The 21,097-nt window shown below is 51.9% G+C and carries 17 protein-coding genes; 11 read left to right on the forward strand and 6 right to left on the reverse strand.

Translation table 11 applies throughout. The features are described 5' to 3' along the window. Positions 1-5: 5 nt before the first annotated feature. Both HV346_RS08510 and ptsG read left to right on the forward strand, forming a co-directional pair. Positions 6-800 (forward strand): metal-dependent hydrolase, encoded by a 795-nt coding sequence (locus HV346_RS08510; RefSeq protein ID WP_181623076.1) that lies wholly within the window; start codon positions 6-8, stop codon positions 798-800. A gap of 298 nt (positions 801-1,098) precedes the next feature. Continuing rightward, complete coding sequence (gene ptsG, locus HV346_RS08515) at positions 1,099-2,532, forward strand: PTS glucose transporter subunit IIBC (protein WP_181623077.1); 1,434 nt, start codon at positions 1,099-1,101, stop codon at positions 2,530-2,532. Positions 2,533-2,829: 297 nt separating this feature from the next. On the opposite strand, the gene fhuE is transcribed toward ptsG, so the two are convergent. Beyond that, the gene (fhuE, locus tag HV346_RS08520) at positions 2,830-5,019 is read right to left on the reverse strand and encodes a ferric-rhodotorulic acid/ferric-coprogen receptor FhuE (RefSeq protein WP_181623078.1); all 2,190 of its coding nucleotides are present in this window, start codon (positions 5,017-5,019) and stop codon (positions 2,830-2,832) included. A gap of 351 nt (positions 5,020-5,370) precedes the next feature. On the opposite strand from fhuE, the gene hinT reads away from it, so the two are divergent. The 8 genes from hinT to HV346_RS08560 all read left to right on the forward strand — a co-directional run bounded on the left by hinT (position 5,371) and on the right by HV346_RS08560 (position 11,457). Next, the gene (gene hinT, locus HV346_RS08525) at positions 5,371-5,730 is read left to right on the forward strand and encodes a purine nucleoside phosphoramidase (protein WP_181623079.1); all 360 of its coding nucleotides are present in this window, start codon (positions 5,371-5,373) and stop codon (positions 5,728-5,730) included. Between the two features lies 1 nt (position 5,731). Continuing rightward, positions 5,732-6,106 (forward strand): YcfL family protein, encoded by a 375-nt coding sequence (locus HV346_RS08530; RefSeq protein ID WP_181623080.1) that lies wholly within the window; start codon positions 5,732-5,734, stop codon positions 6,104-6,106. Positions 6,107-6,119: 13 nt separating this feature from the next. Further along, the gene (gene lpoB, locus HV346_RS08535) at positions 6,120-6,767 is read left to right on the forward strand and encodes a penicillin-binding protein activator LpoB (protein ID WP_181623726.1); all 648 of its coding nucleotides are present in this window, start codon (positions 6,120-6,122) and stop codon (positions 6,765-6,767) included. After that, on the forward strand, positions 6,748-7,572 hold the full coding sequence (thiK, locus tag HV346_RS08540) for a thiamine kinase (RefSeq protein WP_181623081.1): 825 nt from the start codon (positions 6,748-6,750) through the stop codon (positions 7,570-7,572). Before lpoB ends, thiK begins: the two co-directional genes overlap by 20 nt. 11 nt (positions 7,573-7,583) lie before the next feature. Continuing rightward, a complete protein-coding gene (gene nagZ / locus HV346_RS08545; RefSeq protein ID WP_181623082.1) occupies positions 7,584-8,609 on the forward strand; it encodes a beta-N-acetylhexosaminidase in 1,026 nt (341 codons plus the stop codon). Between the two features lie 34 nt (positions 8,610-8,643). Then, positions 8,644-9,186 (forward strand): alpha/beta hydrolase YcfP, encoded by a 543-nt coding sequence (gene ycfP / locus HV346_RS08550; RefSeq protein WP_181623083.1) that lies wholly within the window; start codon positions 8,644-8,646, stop codon positions 9,184-9,186. Between the two features lie 237 nt (positions 9,187-9,423). Next, positions 9,424-10,728 carry an NAD(P)/FAD-dependent oxidoreductase gene (locus HV346_RS08555; RefSeq protein ID WP_181623084.1) on the forward strand — a complete coding sequence of 435 codons (1,305 nt, stop codon included), beginning with the start codon at positions 9,424-9,426 and terminating at the stop codon, positions 10,726-10,728. A gap of 189 nt (positions 10,729-10,917) precedes the next feature. Further along, a complete protein-coding gene (locus tag HV346_RS08560; protein ID WP_181623085.1) occupies positions 10,918-11,457 on the forward strand; it encodes a glycine zipper 2TM domain-containing protein in 540 nt (179 codons plus the stop codon). A gap of 61 nt (positions 11,458-11,518) precedes the next feature. On the opposite strand, the gene HV346_RS08565 is transcribed toward HV346_RS08560, so the two are convergent. Beyond that, entirely contained in the window at positions 11,519-13,720 is a 2,202-nt protein-coding gene (locus tag HV346_RS08565) for a TonB-dependent receptor (RefSeq protein WP_181623727.1), read from the reverse strand. A gap of 204 nt (positions 13,721-13,924) precedes the next feature. After that, positions 13,925-14,560: a TetR family copper-responsive transcriptional repressor ComR gene (comR, locus tag HV346_RS08570; protein WP_181623086.1), complete on the reverse strand. Its 636-nt coding sequence runs from the start codon at positions 14,558-14,560 to the stop codon at positions 13,925-13,927. 245 nt (positions 14,561-14,805) lie between these two features. On the opposite strand from comR, the gene bhsA reads away from it, so the two are divergent. Beyond that, positions 14,806-15,063 (forward strand): multiple stress resistance protein BhsA, encoded by a 258-nt coding sequence (gene bhsA / locus HV346_RS08575; protein ID WP_181623087.1) that lies wholly within the window; start codon positions 14,806-14,808, stop codon positions 15,061-15,063. A gap of 77 nt (positions 15,064-15,140) precedes the next feature. Here the strand turns inward: bhsA and HV346_RS08580 are convergent, their stop codons facing one another. The 3 genes from HV346_RS08580 to HV346_RS08590 all read right to left on the reverse strand — a co-directional run bounded on the left by HV346_RS08580 (position 15,141) and on the right by HV346_RS08590 (position 20,931). Further along, positions 15,141-16,106 (reverse strand): L,D-transpeptidase family protein, encoded by a 966-nt coding sequence (locus HV346_RS08580; RefSeq protein ID WP_181623088.1) that lies wholly within the window; start codon positions 16,104-16,106, stop codon positions 15,141-15,143. Positions 16,107-16,262: 156 nt separating this feature from the next. Next, complete coding sequence (mfd, locus tag HV346_RS08585; RefSeq protein WP_181623089.1) at positions 16,263-19,709, reverse strand: transcription-repair coupling factor; 3,447 nt, start codon at positions 19,707-19,709, stop codon at positions 16,263-16,265. Between the two features lie 151 nt (positions 19,710-19,860). Then, the gene (locus tag HV346_RS08590; RefSeq protein WP_181623090.1) at positions 19,861-20,931 is read right to left on the reverse strand and encodes an acyltransferase family protein; all 1,071 of its coding nucleotides are present in this window, start codon (positions 20,929-20,931) and stop codon (positions 19,861-19,863) included. Positions 20,932-21,097: the final 166 nt, after the last annotated feature.

Consider the following 21,097-nt stretch of genomic DNA (forward strand, 5'->3'; position numbering starts at 1 on the left):
ACATCATGTTTTTAGTCGACTCACACTGCCATCTCGATGGCCTGGATTATCAATCCCTGCATAAAAATGTGGACGATGTGCTGGCAAAAGCCGCCGCCCGTGATGTGAAATTTTGTCTGGCCGTTGCAACGACTTTACCGGGATATCGCACTATGCGTGACCTGGTAGGCGTTCGCGATAACGTGGTCTTTTCCTGTGGCGTACATCCCTTGAATCAGGACGAAGAGTACGATGTAGAAGATCTGCGGCGTCTGGCGGCGGAAGAGGGCGTGGTAGCCATGGGGGAAACCGGGCTGGATTATTTTTACACGCCTGAAACAAAGCCACGTCAACAGGAGTCTTTCCGTCATCATATCCGCATTGGTCGTGAGCTGAATAAGCCGGTTATTGTACACACCCGCGATGCCCGGGCGGATACGCTTGCTATCCTCCAGGAAGAAAAGGTGACGGATTGCGGTGGCGTACTACACTGTTTCACAGAAGACAGAGAAACGGCGGGCAAGCTGCTTGATTTAGGTTTTTATATCTCGTTCTCGGGGATTGTGACCTTCCGTAACGCTGAGCAGCTTCGTGATGCGGCACGTTATGTGCCTCTTGATCGCATGCTTGTGGAAACTGACTCTCCTTACCTGGCCCCAGTACCGCATCGCGGTAAAGAAAATCAGCCAGCGATGACGAGAGATGTGGCGGAGTATATGGCCGTCCTGAAAGGTGTCAGTATTGAAGCGCTGGCACGTGTAACGACGGAAAACTTCTCTACGCTGTTCCATATCGACCCCGCCCGCCTGCAATCTGTTTGATACACCTGTTTTTTTTAGGCTCGTAATTAATAAATAAAGCGAGTAAAGTTCACCGCCTCATTTGGGGCGGTGACGGTGTATTTAGACACATCCAGAAATGCTTTTTGTAAATCTCTGAAAGTTTTTCGTCCGCCTTAAGCTGAAACGTGATAGCCGTCAAACAAAGTCAGAGGGATTTATTTTACTCTGTGTAATAAATAAAGGGCGCTTAGATGTCCTGTCCACGGCGCGGTCCTCCCCCCGAGCCCATGCGTGAAAGCGTAAAAAAAAGCACAAATACTCAGGAGCACTCTCAATTATGTTTAAGAATGCATTTGCTAACCTGCAAAAGGTCGGTAAATCGCTGATGCTGCCAGTATCCGTACTGCCTATCGCAGGTATCCTGCTGGGTGTCGGTTCTGCAAACTTCAGCTGGCTGCCAGCCGTAGTTTCCCACGTGATGGCCGAAGCAGGCGGGTCTGTTTTTGCTAACATGCCGCTGATCTTCGCTATCGGTGTTGCTCTGGGCTTCACCAATAACGACGGTGTATCCGCTCTGGCCGCAGTTGTCGCCTACGGCATCATGGTAAAAACCATGGCTGTAGTTGCGCCTCTGGTACTGCACTTACCTGCTGAAGAAATCGCAGCGAAACACCTGGCTGATACCGGTGTTCTCGGCGGTATCATCTCGGGTGCTATTGCAGCGTACATGTTTAACCGCTTCTATCGCATCAAGCTGCCTGAGTATCTGGGCTTCTTTGCGGGCAAGCGTTTTGTCCCGATCATCTCTGGTCTGGCAGCGATTTTCACTGGCGTGATCCTGTCCTTCATCTGGCCACCGATCGGCTCTGCTATCCAGACCTTTTCTCAGTGGGCGGCATACCAGAACCCAGTTGTGGCGTTTGGTATCTACGGTTTCATCGAGCGTTGCCTGGTGCCGTTTGGTCTGCATCACATCTGGAACGTTCCATTCCAGATGCAAATTGGTGAGTACACCAATGCTGCGGGTCAGGTCTTCCACGGTGATATTCCACGCTACATGGCAGGTGACCCGACTGCAGGCAAACTGTCTGGCGGCTTCCTGTTCAAAATGTACGGCCTGCCGGCTGCTGCAATTGCTATCTGGCACTCTGCTAAACCAGAGAACCGTGCAAAAGTGGGCGGTATCATGATCTCTGCAGCGTTGACCTCGTTCCTGACCGGTATCACCGAGCCGATCGAGTTCTCCTTCATGTTCGTTGCACCGATTCTGTACGTTATCCACGCGATTCTGGCGGGTCTGGCGTTCCCAATCTGTATCCTGCTGGGTATGCGTGACGGTACGTCCTTCTCTCACGGTCTGATCGACTTCATCGTTCTGTCTGGTAACAGCAGCAAGCTCTGGCTGTTCCCAATCGTGGGTGCGTGCTATGCCGTGCTGTACTACACCATCTTCCGCGTGCTGATTAAAGCACTGGACCTGAAAACACCAGGCCGTGAAGATGCTACCGATGACGTGAAATCGGGTGCAACCAGCGAGATGGCTCCGGCACTGATCGCAGCATTCGGCGGTAAAGAAAACATCACTAACCTGGACGCATGTATCACTCGTCTGCGTGTCAGCGTGGCTGACGTTGCTAAAGTTGATCAGGCTGGCCTGAAAAAACTGGGTGCAGCAGGCGTAGTTGTTGCAGGTTCTGGTGTTCAGGCAATTTTCGGTACTAAATCCGATAACCTGAAAACCGAAATGGATGAATACATCCGCAGCAACTAAGTTGTGATTCGGGGAGACTAAGGCAGCCAGAAGGCTGCCTTTTTTATTGCCGACTGAAAACCACGTCCTGTGGGCGTGGTCATCAACAGGCTTTGGCTCTGCCTTATTGTCTTTGGATTTAAATCTCACAGGACTGGCAGAGACTTCTTCCTTAGGTTTTTAGTACGCCCTTTCAGGGCGTAACCAATGCCGCCTTCTAAGAAGGCGGATTTTTACTGATGTCTCCCCCGCTGAGTGGACGGAAGATTTAGGACAAAAAAAGGGAACCCTCAGGTTCCCTTTGTTGGAAATGCATGCTTAGAAGTCGTAGCTTGCGCTAACAGAGAAGTTAAGCGGCGCACCATATACCAGGTACGAACCGGCGTAATCGTAATACTCTTTGTCGAAGAGGTTATTAACATTCCCCTGCACGGCAAAGTTTTTGGTAACCTGATAACGGCTAAACAGGTTAACCAGTGCATAGCTGCCCTGTTCTGCACGGGTTCTGTTTGCGGGAGCACCTGCTACATCTGTCCAGGTTTTGTTCTGCCAGTTCACACCTCCGCCCACGGTCAGTTCCGGCAACATAGGCAACTGATAACGGGTAAACAACTTCATGGTGGTGCGAGGCTGATCGGAACTTACTGCGTTTCCGCTCTTATCTTCGGCGATGTAACGGGTTGCACCATAGGTCAATTGCCAGTTGTCGGTTAACGCACCGTTCAGTTCAAACTCGATACCTTTGCTCACCACGCCATCCAGAGATTCGTAAATGGACTCACCGCTAGGCATATAGGTGTAAGTGTTATTGGCGACGTTATCTTGTTCAATTCGGAACACAGCAATCGACGTGGTCAGGCGCGTGTTGAACCAGTCGGCTTTCACGCCTGCTTCATAACTTTTCCCGGTGGTCGGATCGAGATAGCGGCCATTGGCATCACGCTTGTCCTGCGGCTGGAAGATAGAGGTGTAACTGACATAGGTCGACCAGTCTTCGTTGATGTCGTAAACCAGGCCTGCATATGGCGTCACTTCATCTTTAGTGCTCTCCAGTCTGGTGTCCGGGGAGCCGGCAGGGTTATAGCGAATGTTATAGTTGGTGTAACGTGCCCCCAGGATCAGGTGCAGTGGGTCGGCCAGAGAGAAGCGAGCTGAGCTATAGGCTGAGGTCTGGCGAATATCGTCCTGACTGTAGAGCTTCCACGGGGTCCATTGTGGGTCCGCGATGTTGCCGCTCCAGTTCTTGAAGTTACCGACATCAACCATACCGTACTGTGCATCTGGCATAGTGTTATCGTAGTGATTACGCTGACGGCTGAAACTGCCGCCAAACATCATTTCATGCTGGCGACCAAACAGATCAAAGCCGCCGCGCAGGAAGGCATCCACTGCATCTTGCTTGCGCTCGCCACGGTTCCAGCCACCATAACCCACCATGCCTGCACCAGTGTCTTTATCCGGATAACCCGACATGTACATCAGCTTGGAGTCGAAATTCGTTTCAGCATGCATCCCGTTGACATGGGCTTCCCAGCCATTGTCGAAACGTTGGGTCAGGTTGGCGAATATCCGGGTGTTGTCTTTGTCAGAGTAAGCCCAGTCAGGGGCAACTGTCTGACTCTTGTTGTAATGTGTTTTGCTACCGTCGCTGTACCAGGTCGGCAGGCCGCCCCAGGTCGGGTCTTCTGTTTTGCTTTCTTGGTATTCATAACCCAGTGAGAGGGTGGTGCTGTCAGTAACATCGGCATCAACCACGCCATACAGGAATTTTTTACGGTAGTGGTAGTTATCAACGAAACTGTCATTATCCTGATAACCGGTGATCAAGCGACCACGGACTTTACCGGACTCCACCAGTGGCGCTTGTAGATCCAGCACATAGCGCTGTTTATCCCAGCTGCCGTAGCTGGCAGAGACATTGCCTTTGAATTCATTGCTGTCTGCATGCTTACGTACCATGTTGACGTAGGCGGCGGGGTTACCCGTGCCCGACATCAGACCCGTCGCGCCGCGAACAACTTCGATGCGGTCGTAGATTGCCGTATCGGCAGCGGTATCACCAAAGTTCCATACTTCACTGATGGATGTTGGCAGATCGTCGTAAGCATAATTACTCACAAAGAAGCCGCGAGAGTAAAATACGCTACGGTCGCTATCCTGTACCTGAGCAGTTACCCCTGTGGTATTTGTTAGCACCTGACCAATAGATTGCAGGTTCTGATCGGCCATTCGTTGCTGACTAATCACGCTGACAGATTGCGGAATATCACGCGGGACGAGTAACAGCTTCGTGCCGGTAGTGGTGGTTTTTACACTGTAGTCCTGATCCTGGCCGGAGGATGAAGGCTGTGTATTATCAGATCCACCGTCGACAACAACGGTATCTTCAGTAGAAGAGGCGGCGAAACTTACGGCTGGCGTCAATGCCATAGCAATGCAGGCTGCCAGCAACGAAGGCGTTGCGACAGGCTGACGTTGCCCATCCCTGGTGTGATTAATGAAAGACATCATCAAACCCTTAATGAATGGTGAAGGTCGAGCGTCAGTCCCGGTGTGTTGAGCTGGCGTCGTTTTATATGTTGAAAATGCGCATGAAAATGCAAATGCGAAATATACGCATTGTGATTAGCTGTGTAAACAGATGTTTCGAATGGAACTGAAATAATGTTTCAGTGAATCAGAGAGTAAGAGTGGTGACTCTCCGGGCTGCCAGTAGGCAATAAGGAAAGAAATCGAGGGATAAGGTTGAAAGGACAGGAGAAACTCGCTCATACTCTTGTGTTGTGTCACACAGTAATACCGACAAGGTGTGTTACTGACGGACGCACCACGCCAGATTAAACAGAAAAGGAAAAGGTCATGGCTGAAGAAACGATTTTCAGTAAAATTATTCGCCGCGAGATCCCGTCGGATATCGTCTATCAGGATGAGCTGGTGACGGCTTTCCGGGACATTTCACCCCAGGCTCCGACGCACATCCTGATCATTCCTAATATTCTGATCCCGACCGTGAATGATGTGAAAGCTGAGCACGAAGTGGCATTAGGTCGTATGCTGACGGCGGCCGCGAAGATCGCGGAGCAGGAAGGGATTGCTGAAGACGGCTATCGTCTGATCATGAACTGTAACCGCCATGGTGGGCAGGAAGTTTATCATATCCACATGCACCTGTTGGGCGGACGCCCGTTAGGTCCGATGCTGACACATAAAGGTCTTTAACATGTTAAGAGGACGTATTGCAGCGCTGTTTATTACGCTGGCGATAGTCGGGTGCAGTGCGCGACCCGCCATTCCGGTTAGCGATGAACAGACGCTGGTTATGGAGTCCTCTGTGCTGGCTGCCGGTATTACGGCAGAGCAGCCTTCGTTGACCATTAGTGAAATCCAGCCTTCTGCATCCTCTACGCTTTATAACGAACGACACGAACCAGTAACGGTGCATTATCGCTTTTACTGGTATGACGTAAGAGGTCTTGAAATGCACCCACTTGAAGCGCCGCGTAGCGTTACGATACCGGCAAATTCGTCGGTCACGCTCTACGGTAGCGCAAATTATTTGGGTGCGCATAAGGTGAGACTTTATCTTTATTTGTAAGGGGTGAACCTTGATTAAGAATATGAGCCGTTTTGCGCTCGTTACGGCATTTGCACTCTTTTTGGCTGGGTGTATGACGCGACCAGGACAGGAGCCAGCCCCTGTGGAGCAGGCTAAACCGGGTACGGAACAACCCACACAGCCGACACAGCCCGAACCAACTGTGCCATCTGTTCCCACGATCCCGGCTCAACCGGGTCCCATCGAACATACGGATGAAAATGCACAACCCGCACCCCGGGTTCGTCATTACGACTGGAACGGCGCAATGCAGCCAATGGTGGGGAAAATGCTGCAAGCTCAGGGCGTGACGGCAGGCAGTGTTCTGCTGGTGGACAGCGTGAATAACCGCACTAATGGAACGCTTGATACGGGCGATGCCACGGAAACGCTGCGCAATGCGCTAGCGAACAACGGCAAATTTACGCTGGTGTCTGCACAACAACTGTCGATGGCAAAACAACAGCTAGGCCTGTCACCACAGGACAGTCTGGGTTCGCGCAGTAAAGCGATCGGCATTGCCCGTAACGTCGGTGCACAGTACGTGCTGTATTCCAATGCCACGGGCAACATCAATACGCCAGCGCTGCAGATGCAACTGATGCTGGTTCAGACAGGCGAGATTATCTGGTCAGGTAAAGGTGCGGTTACGCAGCAATAACATCACGCGTGATGAACTCCTGACGCGTTATTTCCCGCAATATCGTCTTGTCGCGCCGCAAGCCCAGTCCGGGCTTGGCGGCGCGAGTTGTCTTATTGAGTTGGGTGAGCATCGGCTGGTATTGCGTCAACACCACGATCGCTCAGCTCCTGCCTTCCATTTTCGCCGTCAATTCCATACGCTGATGCGCCTTCCGGCCACCCTTGTGCCCAGGCCTCGTTTCTTTATGCAAGGGTGGATGGCGGTCGAGTATCTTGTGGGTGAGATCAAAAGTGAACTGCCGGATGCTCCGACGCTGGTGAGCATGCTGTATGATTTGCACCGTCAACGGCGTCTGGGCTGGCGAATCGCGCTTACGCCACTGCTTGAGCAGTATTGGCTACAGGCCGCTCCCGCCCGGAGGACACCGTTCTGGCTGGCTCAGCTCAGGCAACTGCGTAAACATGGGGAACCGCGGCCACTGAGGATCGCCCCACTGCATATGGATGTCCATGCCGGAAATATTGTCCATACGCCTGCCGGGGCGCGGTTGATTGACTGGGAGTATGCAGGAGATGGCGATGTAGCCCTTGAGCTTGCCGCCGTCTGGACTCCCGATGAAGCCGCGCGTCAGTGTCTGCTACTGACGTATGCTGAGATTGCAAACATCGATATCAGGCAGTTACGTCAGCAGGTCGCAGCCTGGCGACCGTGGGTATTAATGCTGATGGCTGGGTGGTTTGAGCTGCGCTGGCAGCAGTCCGGTGACAAACAATTTATCGCGCTGGCAGATGACGTCTGGCGTCAGTTACACATTAAAGGATAAGAGAGGTTCGTGTGGGTCCAGTCATGTTGGATGTCGAAGGTTTTGAGCTGGATGCGGAGGAGCGCGAGATTCTGGCGCACCCTCTGGTTGGCGGCCTGATTCTGTTTACCCGCAACTATCACGACCCGGAGCAACTGCGTGAGTTGGTTCGGCAAATTCGTGCGACATCGCACCATCGTCTGGTGGTCGCCGTGGATCAGGAGGGTGGGCGCGTACAGCGTTTTCGCGAAGGATTCACCCGCTTGCCGGCAGCACAATCTTTTGCCGCGCTGCTGGGAACGGAGAAGGGAGGTCAACTGGCGCAGGATGCCGGCTGGTTAATGGCAAGTGAAATGATTGCTATGGATATCGACATCAGTTTTGCACCGGTGCTGGATGTCGGGCATATCAGTGCTGCGATTGGCGAGCGTTCATATCATGCCGATCCGCAAACGGCGCTGGCGATGGCCACGTGTTTTATTGATGGAATGCATGATGCAGGAATGAAAACCACCGGGAAACATTTTCCAGGACATGGTGCTGTGACGGCTGATTCTCATAAAGAGACGCCTCGCGATCCGCGTCCGGAAGCAGACATTCGCGCTAAAGATATGTCTGTTTTCCGCTCACTTATCACCGATAACAAACTGGATGCCATCATGCCCGCGCATGTTATCTACAGTGATGTTGACCCTCGGCCAGCGAGTGGTTCTGCGCACTGGCTAAAAACGGTGCTACGAAGTGAGCTTGGTTTTAACGGTGTGATTTTTTCTGATGATTTGTCCATGGAAGGCGCGGCTATCATGGGCAGTTATGCGGAGCGTGGACAGGCATCGCTGGACGCAGGTTGCGATATGATCCTGGTCTGCAATAATCGTAAAGGGGCGGTGAGCGTGCTGGATAACCTGTCGCCGATCAATGCTGAGCGTGTTACGCAATTGTATCATAAAGGTTCATTTAGCCGTGAGGAGCTGATGAGTTCCGCGCGCTGGAAGACGATCAATGAACAGCTTGAGGCGCTGAATGAGCGCTGGCTGGCACATAAAGCAGGCCTTTAATCCCTCCCGGAGGGTGTAGCGTGGTGAGAAGACGATGATCATCTATTTACACGGTTTTGACTCAAATAGCCCTGGTAATCATGAGAAGGTGCTGCAACTGCAATTTATCGATCCGGACGTACGGCTGATTAGTTACAGCACGCGTCATCCGAAGCATGATATGCAGCATTTACTTAAGGAAGTCGACAAAATGCTGCAGCTCAATGTTGACGAGCGCCCGCTGATTTGTGGCGTTGGGCTGGGCGGGTATTGGGCAGAACGTATCGGATTCTTGTGCGATATGCGTCAGGTGGTATTCAATCCTAATCTGTTCCCGTACGAGAACATGGAAGGAAAGATAGATCGACCTGAAGAATATGAGGACATCGCGACAAAATGCGTCAGCAACTTCCGTGAGAAGAATCGCGATCGTTGTCTGGTGATATTATCGCGCAATGATGAAGCGCTTAGCAGCACGCGTGCTGCGGAACTGTTACATCATTACTATGAAATCGTCTGGGACGAAGAACAGACGCATAAGTTCAAGAATATCTCCCCGCACCTGCAACGCATCAAAGCCTTTAAAACGCTAGGCTGAGCAATCCTTGCGACCTTATCAGGCCCGGTAAGTTTTACTTACCGGGCCTTCTTTTTTCTGAAACTGTATGATTTTCAGACATCAAAACTTGATGCATATCAATTTTGGTATGACCAATGCGCCTGACGTGTTATTCTCAATGCACCTGAATGGTTTCAGTGTTGTAACTTGTTGTTAATTAAGGGTTATGTTTATAACTTTTAATTAACAATTGGTTAATAATTTGAGGGGGTCACGTTGACTACGCCATTGAAAAAGATAGTGATTGTGGGTGGTGGTGCTGGCGGGCTGGAGCTGGCTACACAACTGGGTAAAAAGCTGGGTCGCGGCAAAAAAGCCAAAATTACGCTGGTGGATCGTAACCACAGTCACCTGTGGAAACCGCTGTTGCACGAAGTGGCTACAGGATCGCTGGATGAAGGCGTTGACGCGCTGAGCTATCTGGCGCATGCGCGTAATCATCATTTCCAGTTCCAGTTGGGTTCGGTTGTTGATATCAATCGCGAAAGCAAAACCATTACGCTTGCGGAACTGCGCGACGAAAAAGGTGATCTGCTCGTACCGGAACGCAAGCTGCCTTACGATACGCTGGTGATGGCATTGGGAAGTACGTCAAATGACTTCAACACCCCGGGCGTAAAAGATCATTGTATCTTCCTCGATAACCCACATCAGGCGCGTCGCTTCCATCAGGAGATGTTGAATCTGTTTCTGAAGTACACCAGTAATATGGGTGCGAATGGCAAGGTGAATATTGCCATTGTTGGTGGTGGCGCAACGGGCGTTGAACTCTCAGCAGAACTGCATAATGCGGTGAAGCAGTTGCATAGCTACGGATACAAAGGGCTGACTAACGAAGCGCTGAATGTGACGCTGGTTGAAGCCGGTGAGCGCATTTTGCCTGCGTTGCCTCCACGTATTTCTGGCGCAGCACATAACGAACTGACCAAGTTGGGTGTACGCGTGCTGACTCAAACTATGGTGACCAGTGCTGATGCCGGTGGTCTGCATACCAAAGATGGTGAGTACATTGAAGCGGACCTGATGGTCTGGGCTGCAGGCATTAAAGCGCCTGATTTTATGAAAGATATCGGCGGCCTGGAGACTAACCGTATCAACCAGTTGGTGACGGAACCGACACTGCAAACCACGCGTGATCCTGAGATCTACGCGATTGGTGACTGCGCGTCCTGTGCCCGCCCGGAAGGGGGATTTGTCCCTCCGCGCGCTCAGGCTGCACACCAGATGGCAAGCCTCGTGCTGCACAATATTCTGGCGCAAACCAAAGGCAAACCGATGAAATCCTACGTCTACAAAGACCACGGCTCTCTGGTTTCGCTTTCCAACTTCTCCACGGTTGGCAGCCTGATGGGTAACCTGATGCGTGGCTCCATGATGGTGGAAGGGCGTATCGCGCGCTTTGTGTACATCTCGTTGTATCGCATGCACCAGATCGCGCTACACGGTTACTTTAAAACCGGGCTGATGATGCTGGTGGGCAGAATTAACCGCGTGATCCGCCCGCGTCTGAAGCTGCACTAATCTCTTCGCCCCACCGGCTTCTGGTGGGGCTTTTAGCATATCATGCTGGTTTTCCCTGTTAGCGTGCTTAAGAGTTCTCTTAAATACGATATATTCCCGAAATCACCCGTATTTTGATCCTTATTCTGATTGGCGAAATCTGTCCTGACTTGCAGAATTGTTACCAATAGCAACAAAGGAGGAAGTCCCGTGAATAAATCAATGTTGGCGGGTATAGGGATTGGCGTAGCTGCCGCGTTAGGTGTGGCTGCGGTTGCCAGTCTCAACGTACTTGATCGTGGTCCGCAGTATGCGCAGGTTGTTTCGGCAACCCCCATTAAAGAAACCGTCAAAACGCCTCGTCAGGAATGTCGTAACGTCTCTGTTACACATCGCCGTCCTGTACAGGATGAAAACCGTATCGCCGGGTCTGTTCTCGGCGCAGTTGCGGGTGGTGTGATTGGTCACCAGTTTGGCGGTGGACGAGGCAAAGACGTCGCTACCGTTGTGGGGGCGTTGGGCGGCGGTTATGCTGGTAATCAGGTGCAGGGCGCGATGCAGGATAATGACACTTACACCACGACTCAGCAGCGTTGCAAAACGGTATACGACAAATCAGACAAAATGTTGGGTTACGACGTAACCTACAAAATTGGCGACCAGCAGGGCAAAATCCGCATGGACAAAGACCCTGGCACACAAATTCCGTTGGACGGGAATGGCCAGTTGATACTGAATAACAAAGTGTAAAAAAGCGGTTCTCTGAACTTAGCTCCTCAGGCGCTCAGGCTGAGGAGCTTTTTTTATGGATTCAGAAGGTCAGGGCGTAGTTCAGACCGAAGGTACGGCCTCGGCCCTTATACTCGTAAAGTGCTGCATTGCCATAGGTTGGGCTGTACAGCAGCGGAGCGCGTTGTCCCCAGACGGTGGTGTATTGTTTATCCAGCAGGTTTTCGATGCTGAAGGATAATTTACCCAGCGGTAATTGGTAGCTGCTGAGGAAATCGAGGGTGTTATAGCCGTCAATTTTATTCCCTGCGGCATCGCTCAGGTCGAACGTTTGTTGCGTCTGAAGACGCAACGTCCAGGGTTCAGGCGACCAGCCAACATACGCAGTGGCTTTAGACGGTGATGCCTGCGTGACATCCCATTTCTCCCATGCCCCCTTAGTTTTGATCTCGGATTTCAGGACGTTGAAATTCCCGCCAATGCTCCAGGTGCTATCCGGGATGAAGTAATCCACTGCACCTTCCACGCCATAGATACGCCGCTCCTGCGGATTAACATCGATAGTCATATCACTGCGGTTGATATCAATAGATTTGTCTGACAACGAGTAGTAAGCCGCAATTTGGGTTCGCAGGTTGTTTCCTGTGTAACGCCAACCCAGCTCATAGGAGTCAACCTTGATACCCTCAAGTTTTGCGTCATTCGGGTTTACACTTTTGCCGAGCGCCAGGTGGCCCTGCGCATCTGCGGCTTTATAGGCCCCATTGCCGTAATATTTTCCTGGGTCGGGAAGTTCAACCCCCTGAGAGAAGTTAAACCAGACTTGCTGACGTTCTGTCAGATGCGCAAGGATCCCGGCGTTAAACAGCAGATTGTCGTAATCCGTTTTACCACCAGGAATGGCATCAGCGGAGGATGCTTTACCATTGGCGATTGCCTGCTGCTGGGCATAGCCAATAAAGTCATCGACGCGGTTTTCTGTCCACTGGTAGCGAACACCGCCGCTCAGGGTGAAAATGTCATTGATGTCATAGCTGTTTTGCAGGAATGGCGCGATGTTAGTGATGCTATACCCCGGATAACGGCCGGTAGTGTAGACAGAGCGGTTCGTCATACCGCCAGAAGGGACGGAGTTGGCAAGGTCAAAGAACATCTGGTTTGAATCAAATGTCTCGTGATCGGCATCAAGACCCCAGGTAACCTGCCAGCCATTCAGCGGTGTACTGTTCAGTGTCAGCTTGGCTCCGTATTGATCGGTATTTTGTTCAGAGGCCGCGAAACTGGTGATGTTTTTATTTTTATCGACGGTCGGGAATGGATAGAAACGTAAGGATTCATCGCGGTAGTAAACTTGCCCAACCAGCTCCTGTCCCCAGAAATCGGCATCAGAATATTGCAGGCTGATCAGATGGCGCTCTGTCCCGGGAATACGGTCTGAACTGAAACCATTGCGAGTACGGGCTGTTCCAGTCCCTGTAACTGCACTCATATTTTTATCGAGATAAAGCCCGTAGTCATCATCGCCCTGGCTTTTATAATACTGGGTCACAACCTGCAACTGGCGAGTATCGTCGATTTCAATTGTACCTGTTCCCATCACATCAAGACGATCCGAATGCTGCAAACCCGTCTGGGTGTTATCAAAGGTTAAGGCATCACCGTTGCCATCGTACCAGCCCCCGAAGCGTTGATACACAACAGAAAGTCGGCCAGAAGCATGGTCGTTACCGCCGCTGACGGCTGTGGCAACGCGTTCATCGTGATCGTTGCTATTGTTGAACCCCGTTTTGCTTCCCAACTCAAGATCGACCTGAGTCTCAGGTTGACCCTTTTTCGTGACGATGTTGATCAATCCCCCTGTACTGCCTCCGCCATATAACGCGGTCGAGCCCGAAATGACTTCAATGTGATCGACGTTAAACGGATCAATAGAGTCAAGCTGACGGCTGTCAGTGCGAGAAGAGTTGAGGCGCACGCCATCAATCAATACCACGATAGAACGGCCACGCATGTTCATTCCATAGTTGGTACGTCCCTGGCTACTCACATCCATTCCGGGAATCAATTGTCCCAGAACATCCTTGAACTCTTTTCCGCCCTGAACCTGTTGTTCAATTTCCTGGCGTTCAATGATCCACGTTGTCTGTGCCATTTCGGCAACGGTACGGTGACTGCGGTTGGCACTGACGACCAGGTTATCTTCATTGGTCTGGTCGGCGTAAAGCGGCATGGCGATTGCCAGCAATACAGGATTGAGCACCCAGAGGATCTTCTTTTTCATCATCATTCCTTGTTGAGCATTCGCTCTTTTTTATGGGCAGGTCAAAACACCACGTGGTGCAGTGTGAAATAGATGTAAAAACGCAAATGCGAATACTGCCGATAAAGAATCTCATTATCAACCCAGAGAAATGAGGGGGTTAGAGAGGGAAGAGACTTAACAATGGCGAGGAAGAAAAGGGGGAAGGGCGGCGAACCGCCCTGATTATCATGCTTTAAGCAATTCTGGCCACAGTCGAAGTGTGGTATGCGTGATGTTTTGCAGTTTTTCCAGGCTAGCTCCTTCACGGGCACTGATTGACATGCCCTGTAAGATGCAGCTCAGGTACTGCGCCAGCTCCTGAGGATGACAGTGCGCAGGTATTTCACCGCGCTGTTGACGCTGGGTCAGAAACGAACTCAGCGTCTCTTCTTGCATGGCATGGCGCGATTTCACCGTATTGGCGATGTCTCTGGATGATGCCGCAAGGGTGGCCGACGTGTTGATCATAAAACATCCGGCCGGTGTCTCTTTGCTGGTAAAGCAGGTGGCGACGGCGGTGAAATAGTCACGCAGGGCCTGCTCAACGGTTTTCTCTTCACAGAAGAGCTGGGCTTCGTGTTTTGCGGCAAAGCGCGAGATATAGCGGTCCAGAACAGCCCTGAACAGCCCTTCTTTATTTGTGAACTCTGCGTACAACGTGGGAGCTTTCGCGCCAGTGGCTTCCACCAGATCGGAAAGTGATGTCGCTTCGTACCCATGTTGCCAGAAGAGTGTCATGGCCTTATCGAGCGCCGCTTCCCTGTCGAACACTTTTGGTCGGCCACGGCTTTTTTTTGCGCAACTCGTCATATCGGTTGTCATTTGCCGTTGGTCCTCTGTTGGTTTGTTGAACGACCATTATAAAAATATTCCTGAGCCACGACCAGCGCTGATTGCTTAAAAATAAATTAATCATATGGGTATGAAAATTAACGGAATTAAAATTAATTTAACGGTCGTTATAAAAAGATATTGACGCGTGACGTGGATCACACTTATTATTTATCTATCGATCGTTAAGTAAATAACTTACGACCTTCAAAATCATCTGCCTAAAGGTAAAAATCATGAAAAACGTAAAAACCCTGATCGCTGCTGCTGTGCTTAGCTCACTCTCTTTTGCAAGCTTTGCTGCTGTTGAAGTGCAATCCACTCCTGCAGACCAACACAAAGTAGGAACAATTTCTGCCAACGCAGGGACTAATCTCAGCTCGCTGGAAGATCAACTGGCACAAAAAGCAGAAGCTATGGGCGCAAAATCTTTCCGCATTACGTCTGTGACAGGTCCTAACACCCTGCACGGTACTGCTGTGATCTACAAATAAGCACGGCTAAACCCTCATTTATGCCACTGCAATAAAAAAGGCCCTGCTTGCGCGGGGCCTTTTTTTATCGTCGTGCCTTACAGGGATTGCTGAGCAATATCATGATGCCGGGTCACATCCACTGGCATACCAGAACGCGCTTCCATTGCTCGCTCCATCACGTCACCTTCTGTACCGGCGCTGTTTTTAAAGCGGTACATCGCGTCATTCAGGGTAATCGGCAGGGTTTGCGGATCGTCACCGATGTTTTTCGACAATGGTTGGTGGATCTCGACCAACCGCGTGCCATCAGGTTCTTCAGACACCTTGATCGGCGTATTCACAATATTCACTTTTGTCCCTGGTGTGATCACGCTGTAGAGCGTTTTGATATCGTCATCACGCAGGCGAATACAGCCAGAACTTACGCGCATACCGATACCAAAATCGGCATTCGTGCCGTGCAGCAGGTACACGCCTCCGAAGGCGGCGAGGCGAATAGCATGATGCCCCATTGGGTTATCCGGGCCTGCGGGAACAACCGCCGGTAGGTCAATACCCTGCGCTTTGTAACGGGCGCGGATGTTCGCTGTTGGTGTCCATGTTGGATTAGCCCGTTTATCCGAGACCGTTGTGATCATTGTTGGCGTCAGCGTATCGCCACCCAACTGGCCAATACCTATTGGGTAGACGGTGACTTCATTCTTGCCCGGCGGATAATAATAAAGGCGCAGTTCAGCAAGGTTGATCACAATGCCTTCGCGTGGCGCATCAGGAAGCAACGTTTGCAGCGGAATGGTCAGCACGCTTCCTGCGCGGGGAACATAGGGATCAACGCCCGGGTTTGCCTGCAGTAACGCCAGGAATCCGACGTTATATTTTTTTGCAATCGCTTCGAGTGAACCACCATTGTTTTCAACGACGTGAAAACGGTTTTCGCCCACCACCCGACTCCCCGACGGGGGAAGTGGCCAGGTGTTAGCGCGTGCAGGAAGCGCAATCGCCACCGTAGCGGCCAGCGCAAACAAGGTTATCCAGCGAGTAAAACGTGAAGGTGTCATCATCACCATAATCCATATAAATAATGAGGTTATTGTTATCTAAGGGGGTAATGATAATTATGGCGAATGGGAGTGTCGGGAAATCCAGGTGGATTGCAAAGAGTTTGTAAATTGTAACCCCCGGTATCACTGTGTTACCGGGGGCATAGGCTGAGCCGGTTAAGCGATGGCGTTCTCTTCCAGTTGACGCATAAAGTGGCGAACCCATTCCATGCGGGTTTTGCGCTCTGCCAGTTCCTGGGTGAACTTCAGACGGGTTGGTCCGTCCAGCCGGAAATGTTGAGGTTGTTTCTGGAGCAGGCCAATCAACCACATTGGATTGACGTGGTTTTTCTCGGCAAACTCAATCACACCGCCTTTTTCATTCCCTTCGAGTTTACGGATCCCCAGTTTTTGTGCCTGCTGGCGAAGACGGGCGATATCCAGCAGGTTTCGGGCGGCATCTGGCAGCAGACCAAAGCGGTCAATTAACTCCACTTTGATCTCCTCCAGCTCGCTTTCGTTTTTCGCGCTGGCGATCCGTTTGTAGAACGAAAGACGCGTGTTGACATCCGGAATGAAATCATCCGGAAGCAGGGAAGGCATCCGCAACTCGACTTCGGTCTGCTGGCTGGTCAGATCTTCCAGCGACGGTTCACGTCCGTCTTTAAGGGCATCAACGGCATTTTCCAGAAGCTCCATATAGAGCGAGAAGCCGATGGTTTCCATTGAGCCGCTTTGATCTTCGCCCAGCAATTCACCTGCACCGCGGATCTCAAGGTCGTGCGTAGCCAGCGCAAAGCCTGCGCCCAGATCCTCCAGCGAGGCGATGGCTTCCAGACGTTTTTGGGCGTCGGTGGTCATTGCTTTTGGATGTGGCGTCAGCAGCCAGGCGTAGGCCTGGTGGTGCGAACGCCCGACGCGGCCGCGCAGCTGGTGGAGCTGTGCCAGACCAAAGTGATCGGCCCGTTCAATAATGATGGTATTGGCCGTCGGAATATCGATACCGGTTTCAATAATGGTGGTACAGACCAGCACGTTAAACCGCTGGTGATGGAAATCGTTCATCACCCGCTCCAGTTCGCGCTCGCGCATTTGCCCGTGACCAATGGCGATGCGGGCCTCAGGAACCAGCTCTGCCAGCTTGTCGGCCGCTTTCTGGATGTTTTCTACGTCGTTGAACAGGTAATACACCTGTCCCCCACGCAGCACTTCACGCAGAATGGCTTCGCGTACGACCAGGCTGTCGTACTCGCGAACAAAGGTTTTAACGGCCAGACGACGTGCCGGAGGCGTGGCGATAATTGACAGATCGCGCATTCCGCTCATCGCCATATTCAGCGTACGTGGGATCGGTGTTGCGGTTAACGTCAGGATGTCGACGTCAGCGCGCATCGCTTTAATCCGCTCTTTATGACGCACCCCGAAACGGTGTTCTTCATCGACAATTAGCAGCCCCAGATCTTTCCACTTCACGTCGCTTTGCAGCAGCTTGTGTGTGCCGATCAGAATATCAATTTTCCCTTCGCTGGCCTGTTCCAGGATTTGCGTCTGCTCTTTGGCACTGCGAAAACGTGACAGCATTTCAATCCGTACGGGCCAGTTGGCAAAACGGTCGCGGAAGTTGTCGTAGTGCTGTTGGGCAAGCAGCGTCGTTGGCACAAGAACCGCAACCTGTTTGTTATTCTCAACGGCCAGGAAGGTAGCACGCATCGCCACTTCGGTTTTACCAAAGCCAACATCACCGCACACCAGCCTGTCCATAGCCAGGGGCTGGCACATATCACTCAATACGGCATTAATGGCCTGTGCCTGATCCGGTGTGGTCTCAAACGGGAAGCTGTCGCAGAACAACTGGTATTGCTCTTTATCATGCTTAAAGGCATATCCCTCTTTCGCGGCTCGCTGGGCATAAATATCCAGCAGTTCCGCTGCCACATCACGGACTTTTTCCGCCGCTTTTTGCCGCGCGCGCGCCCAGGCATCGCCGCCCAGTTTATGCAAGGGGGCGTTATCTTCTGCACCGCCTGCGTAGCGGCTAATCAGGTGTAGCGATGACACTGGAACATACAGTTTGGCGTCGTTGGCATAGGTGAGCATCAGGTATTCGCCTTTGATGCCTCCGGCTTCAAGGGTTGTCATGCCAGCGTAACGCCCTACGCCGTGTTCGAGGTGAACAATTGGCTGGCCCGGATGAAGCTCAGCGAGGTTACGGATCAGCGTGTCCGGGTTGATAGTGCGGCGACTGTCCTGGCGGCGGCGTGCTACCCGTTCGCCGAGCAGATCGCTTTCACAAATCAGCGCCCGGTTGTTCAGCGTATCGATAAAGCCATGTTCAGCCGAACCTATCATCAGGTAGCGACCATTATCGGTGGCTTCGCTCAGGCGTAAAATCCGCTTCGGCGCGAGCTTAATGCGACCAAGCAGTTCACCCAACGCTTCACGCCGGCCTTCGCTTTCAACAGAAAAAATCACCGGCCCGGTAAAGGCTTCAAGGAATTTTCTCAGGTTATCCAGCGGGGATTTCTGCTGTGCCTGAACCGCCAAATCGGGAAGCTTCTGGAACGCCAGATTGGTGTTGGCGGCTTTATCTGCAAGGGTTTCGGTTTTGAGCTGGATACGCGGCCAGCGTTTGAGTTCAGTATTAAGCTCATCACTACGCAACCACAGTTGTTCTGGTGGCAACAACGGGCGCATAGGATCCACGCCACGGTTCTCAAAACGTGCGCGGGTTTCGCTTTCAAAGCGGCTGGCGCTGTTGTCCACATCTCCGGTGTTTACAATCAGCGTATTGGCCGGGAAATAACTGAACAGGGCTGGCAGTGGCTCGTTAAAGAACAGCGGCTGCCAGTATTCAATACCGGCAGGCAGAGTGCCTTTGCTGACCTGCTGATAAATATGTTCTGCATCACGCTTCACATCGAATTTGTCGCGCCACTGGCTACGGAACAACTCGATGGCGGTTTTATCTGTCGGAAACTCATGAGCCGGCAGCAAGTTGATGGATCCTACTTCTTCGAGCGTGCGTTGCGTGTCGGCGTCAAATACACGCAGACTGTCGATTTCATCATCGAAGAAATCCAGACGGTAGGGCTGATCGCTCCCCATCGGATAAAGATCCAGCAATGCGCCGCGGGTGGCATATTCACCGTGCTCCATCACCTGGTCGACGTGACGATAACCGGCACTGTCGAGTTGCGCGCGCAGAGCGTCGCGGGACAGGCGTTGGCCTTTTTTCATCACCAGGGCGTGTCCATGCAGATAACTGTGCGGACAGACGCGCTGCATCAGAGTATTCACCGGAACAATCAATACACCACGCTGCATGGTCGGAAGCTGATACAGCGTGGAGAGGCGCGAGGAGATGATCTCCTGATGCGGGGAGAAGCTGTCGTATGGGAGTGTTTCCCAGTCGGCCAGGCTGAACACCAGATTATCGGTGAACTGGCGGATTTCATCGTGCAGGCGTAATGCATTTTGCATATCCGGGGTGACCAGCACCACGGGACCTGGATGCCGCTCCGCGATTTCGGCAACGAGCGTGGCACAGGCCGCACCGGTGAGTTCTCCCAACTGGCGTTGGTCACCCGCTTTGCCGGGCAAGGAATAACGATAGTGTTCAGGCATGGCTATGTCAGAATCTCTTATGGGTATACCACAGTATTGGGGCATATCACTGATACGCAATGTCTTTATTATCCTCGATCGTTTTACATTAGCAAACCACAACCGCACGAGAGGCAAACACGCCCTCGCTAGAGGGCGAAAGGCTGGATTATCAGGAAGCCTGTGCCGGGGAGAGGCGGGCGGGGGGTGAGAAGAAAACATCACCAAACAGGGTCGTGGAGAGCTTGCGCGCGCCGAGCCCGACAAGGGTGCAAATCAGAAGACTGGCAAAAGGATAGAGAACAATCAGCGTCAGCTCTGCCCAAATGGGCCAGGAGGCTGCATTCAATTCACCGATCAGGATGAGACTAAATGCCTCAATTAAAATTCGATGGGTGGTGTAAATGGCGATGGTGTTCGAGCCGATGACATTGAACAGAGTATTGGGCCGTACAGCATAATGCAGCTCAACGGTGTAGAAGAGTTTCATGATCAGTACGATTGACAGCAGAGAGAGCAGGATCGGGATGTTTGCAAACCAAAGCATTACCGATGCTGACGCGAAAAGGGTAATAGACAGCCTGCGTTGGCGCAGCGACATGTTCTTCATCCAGGTCATAAGCTGTGCGCCATACCACGCGCCAAGACTGTAATAGATCATGTTACGCACCACGCTGTTTATTCCCCACCAGGGAAGGGGCAGGATGTTAATCGCAATACTTGCCAGGGCCAGAATTCCCAGCAGCGGCAACTTCCAGCGGCTCAGCATTTTGCACAACAGGAAATAGACCACCAGGGCGTACAGATACCACAGGCTGGTACTGGCGGTGAGCATGCCCAAAAGAAAACCGCTCACTGAGTCGGCATAGGCCGCGTTGGATGAGGTGGCCAGTTGGCGGGCAGGGGCCAGCCAGTCATTCAGGTGACTCAGCGCCTGCCACTGCAAGACTCCCCACAGTGCCAGTACCCAGACAATGCTCCAGATCCGCTTATCCAGGCTGATTCGCCAGCCTACGTCATCAATATAGCGGCGTATCAGATATCCGGAGATAAAGAAAAACACGGGCATGCGGAATGGGGCGAGATAGAGGTTAAAGTAGATCCAGCATTTGGCGAGGAGGCCGGACATCGGGTGTTGTAACCCGCTAAGGTGAGGATAAAAGGTGATCACTGAGTGATAAACTACCACAAGGCAGATGCACAGCCCTTTTATCTGATTAATCCATAATGCTTTTTGTTTCATCGGGAACCGATACCTGTATTGCCATAAACGAACCGTTAATCCTGGGTGAAGGGGGAGGGGTTGTAATGGGTAACAGTCTGTATCAGCACGATTTTCAGAAAAGGTGGAGGTTATGTGTCGCGGAATCTGCAGATAGCACTATGATTTATCTGGTTTTTTCGACGAG

Origin of the sequence: Enterobacter sp. RHBSTW-00994 (assembly GCF_013782625.1) — a bacterium.
Lineage (GTDB): Bacteria > Pseudomonadota > Gammaproteobacteria > Enterobacterales > Enterobacteriaceae > Enterobacter.

Coding starts and splice junctions, on each gene's coding strand:
- ptsG (WP_181623077.1), top strand. CDS start 1,099: ATGTTTAAGAATGCATTTGCTAACCTGCAAAAGGTCGGTAAATCGCTG.
- mfd (WP_181623089.1), bottom strand. CDS start 19,709: ATGCCTGAACACTATCGTTATTCCTTGCCCGGCAAAGCGGGTGACCAA.
- HV346_RS08565 (WP_181623727.1), bottom strand. CDS start 13,720: ATGATGAAAAAGAAGATCCTCTGGGTGCTCAATCCTGTATTGCTGGCA.
- HV346_RS08590 (WP_181623090.1), bottom strand. CDS start 20,931: ATGAAACAAAAAGCATTATGGATTAATCAGATAAAAGGGCTGTGCATC.
- hinT (WP_181623079.1), top strand. CDS start 5,371: ATGGCTGAAGAAACGATTTTCAGTAAAATTATTCGCCGCGAGATCCCG.
- HV346_RS08510 (WP_181623076.1), top strand. CDS start 6: ATGTTTTTAGTCGACTCACACTGCCATCTCGATGGCCTGGATTATCAA.
- comR (WP_181623086.1), bottom strand. CDS start 14,560: ATGACAACCGATATGACGAGTTGCGCAAAAAAAAGCCGTGGCCGACCA.
- bhsA (WP_181623087.1), top strand. CDS start 14,806: ATGAAAAACGTAAAAACCCTGATCGCTGCTGCTGTGCTTAGCTCACTC.
- HV346_RS08580 (WP_181623088.1), bottom strand. CDS start 16,106: ATGATGACACCTTCACGTTTTACTCGCTGGATAACCTTGTTTGCGCTG.
- ycfP (WP_181623083.1), top strand. CDS start 8,644: ATGATCATCTATTTACACGGTTTTGACTCAAATAGCCCTGGTAATCAT.
- fhuE (WP_181623078.1), bottom strand. CDS start 5,019: ATGTCTTTCATTAATCACACCAGGGATGGGCAACGTCAGCCTGTCGCA.
- HV346_RS08530 (WP_181623080.1), top strand. CDS start 5,732: ATGTTAAGAGGACGTATTGCAGCGCTGTTTATTACGCTGGCGATAGTC.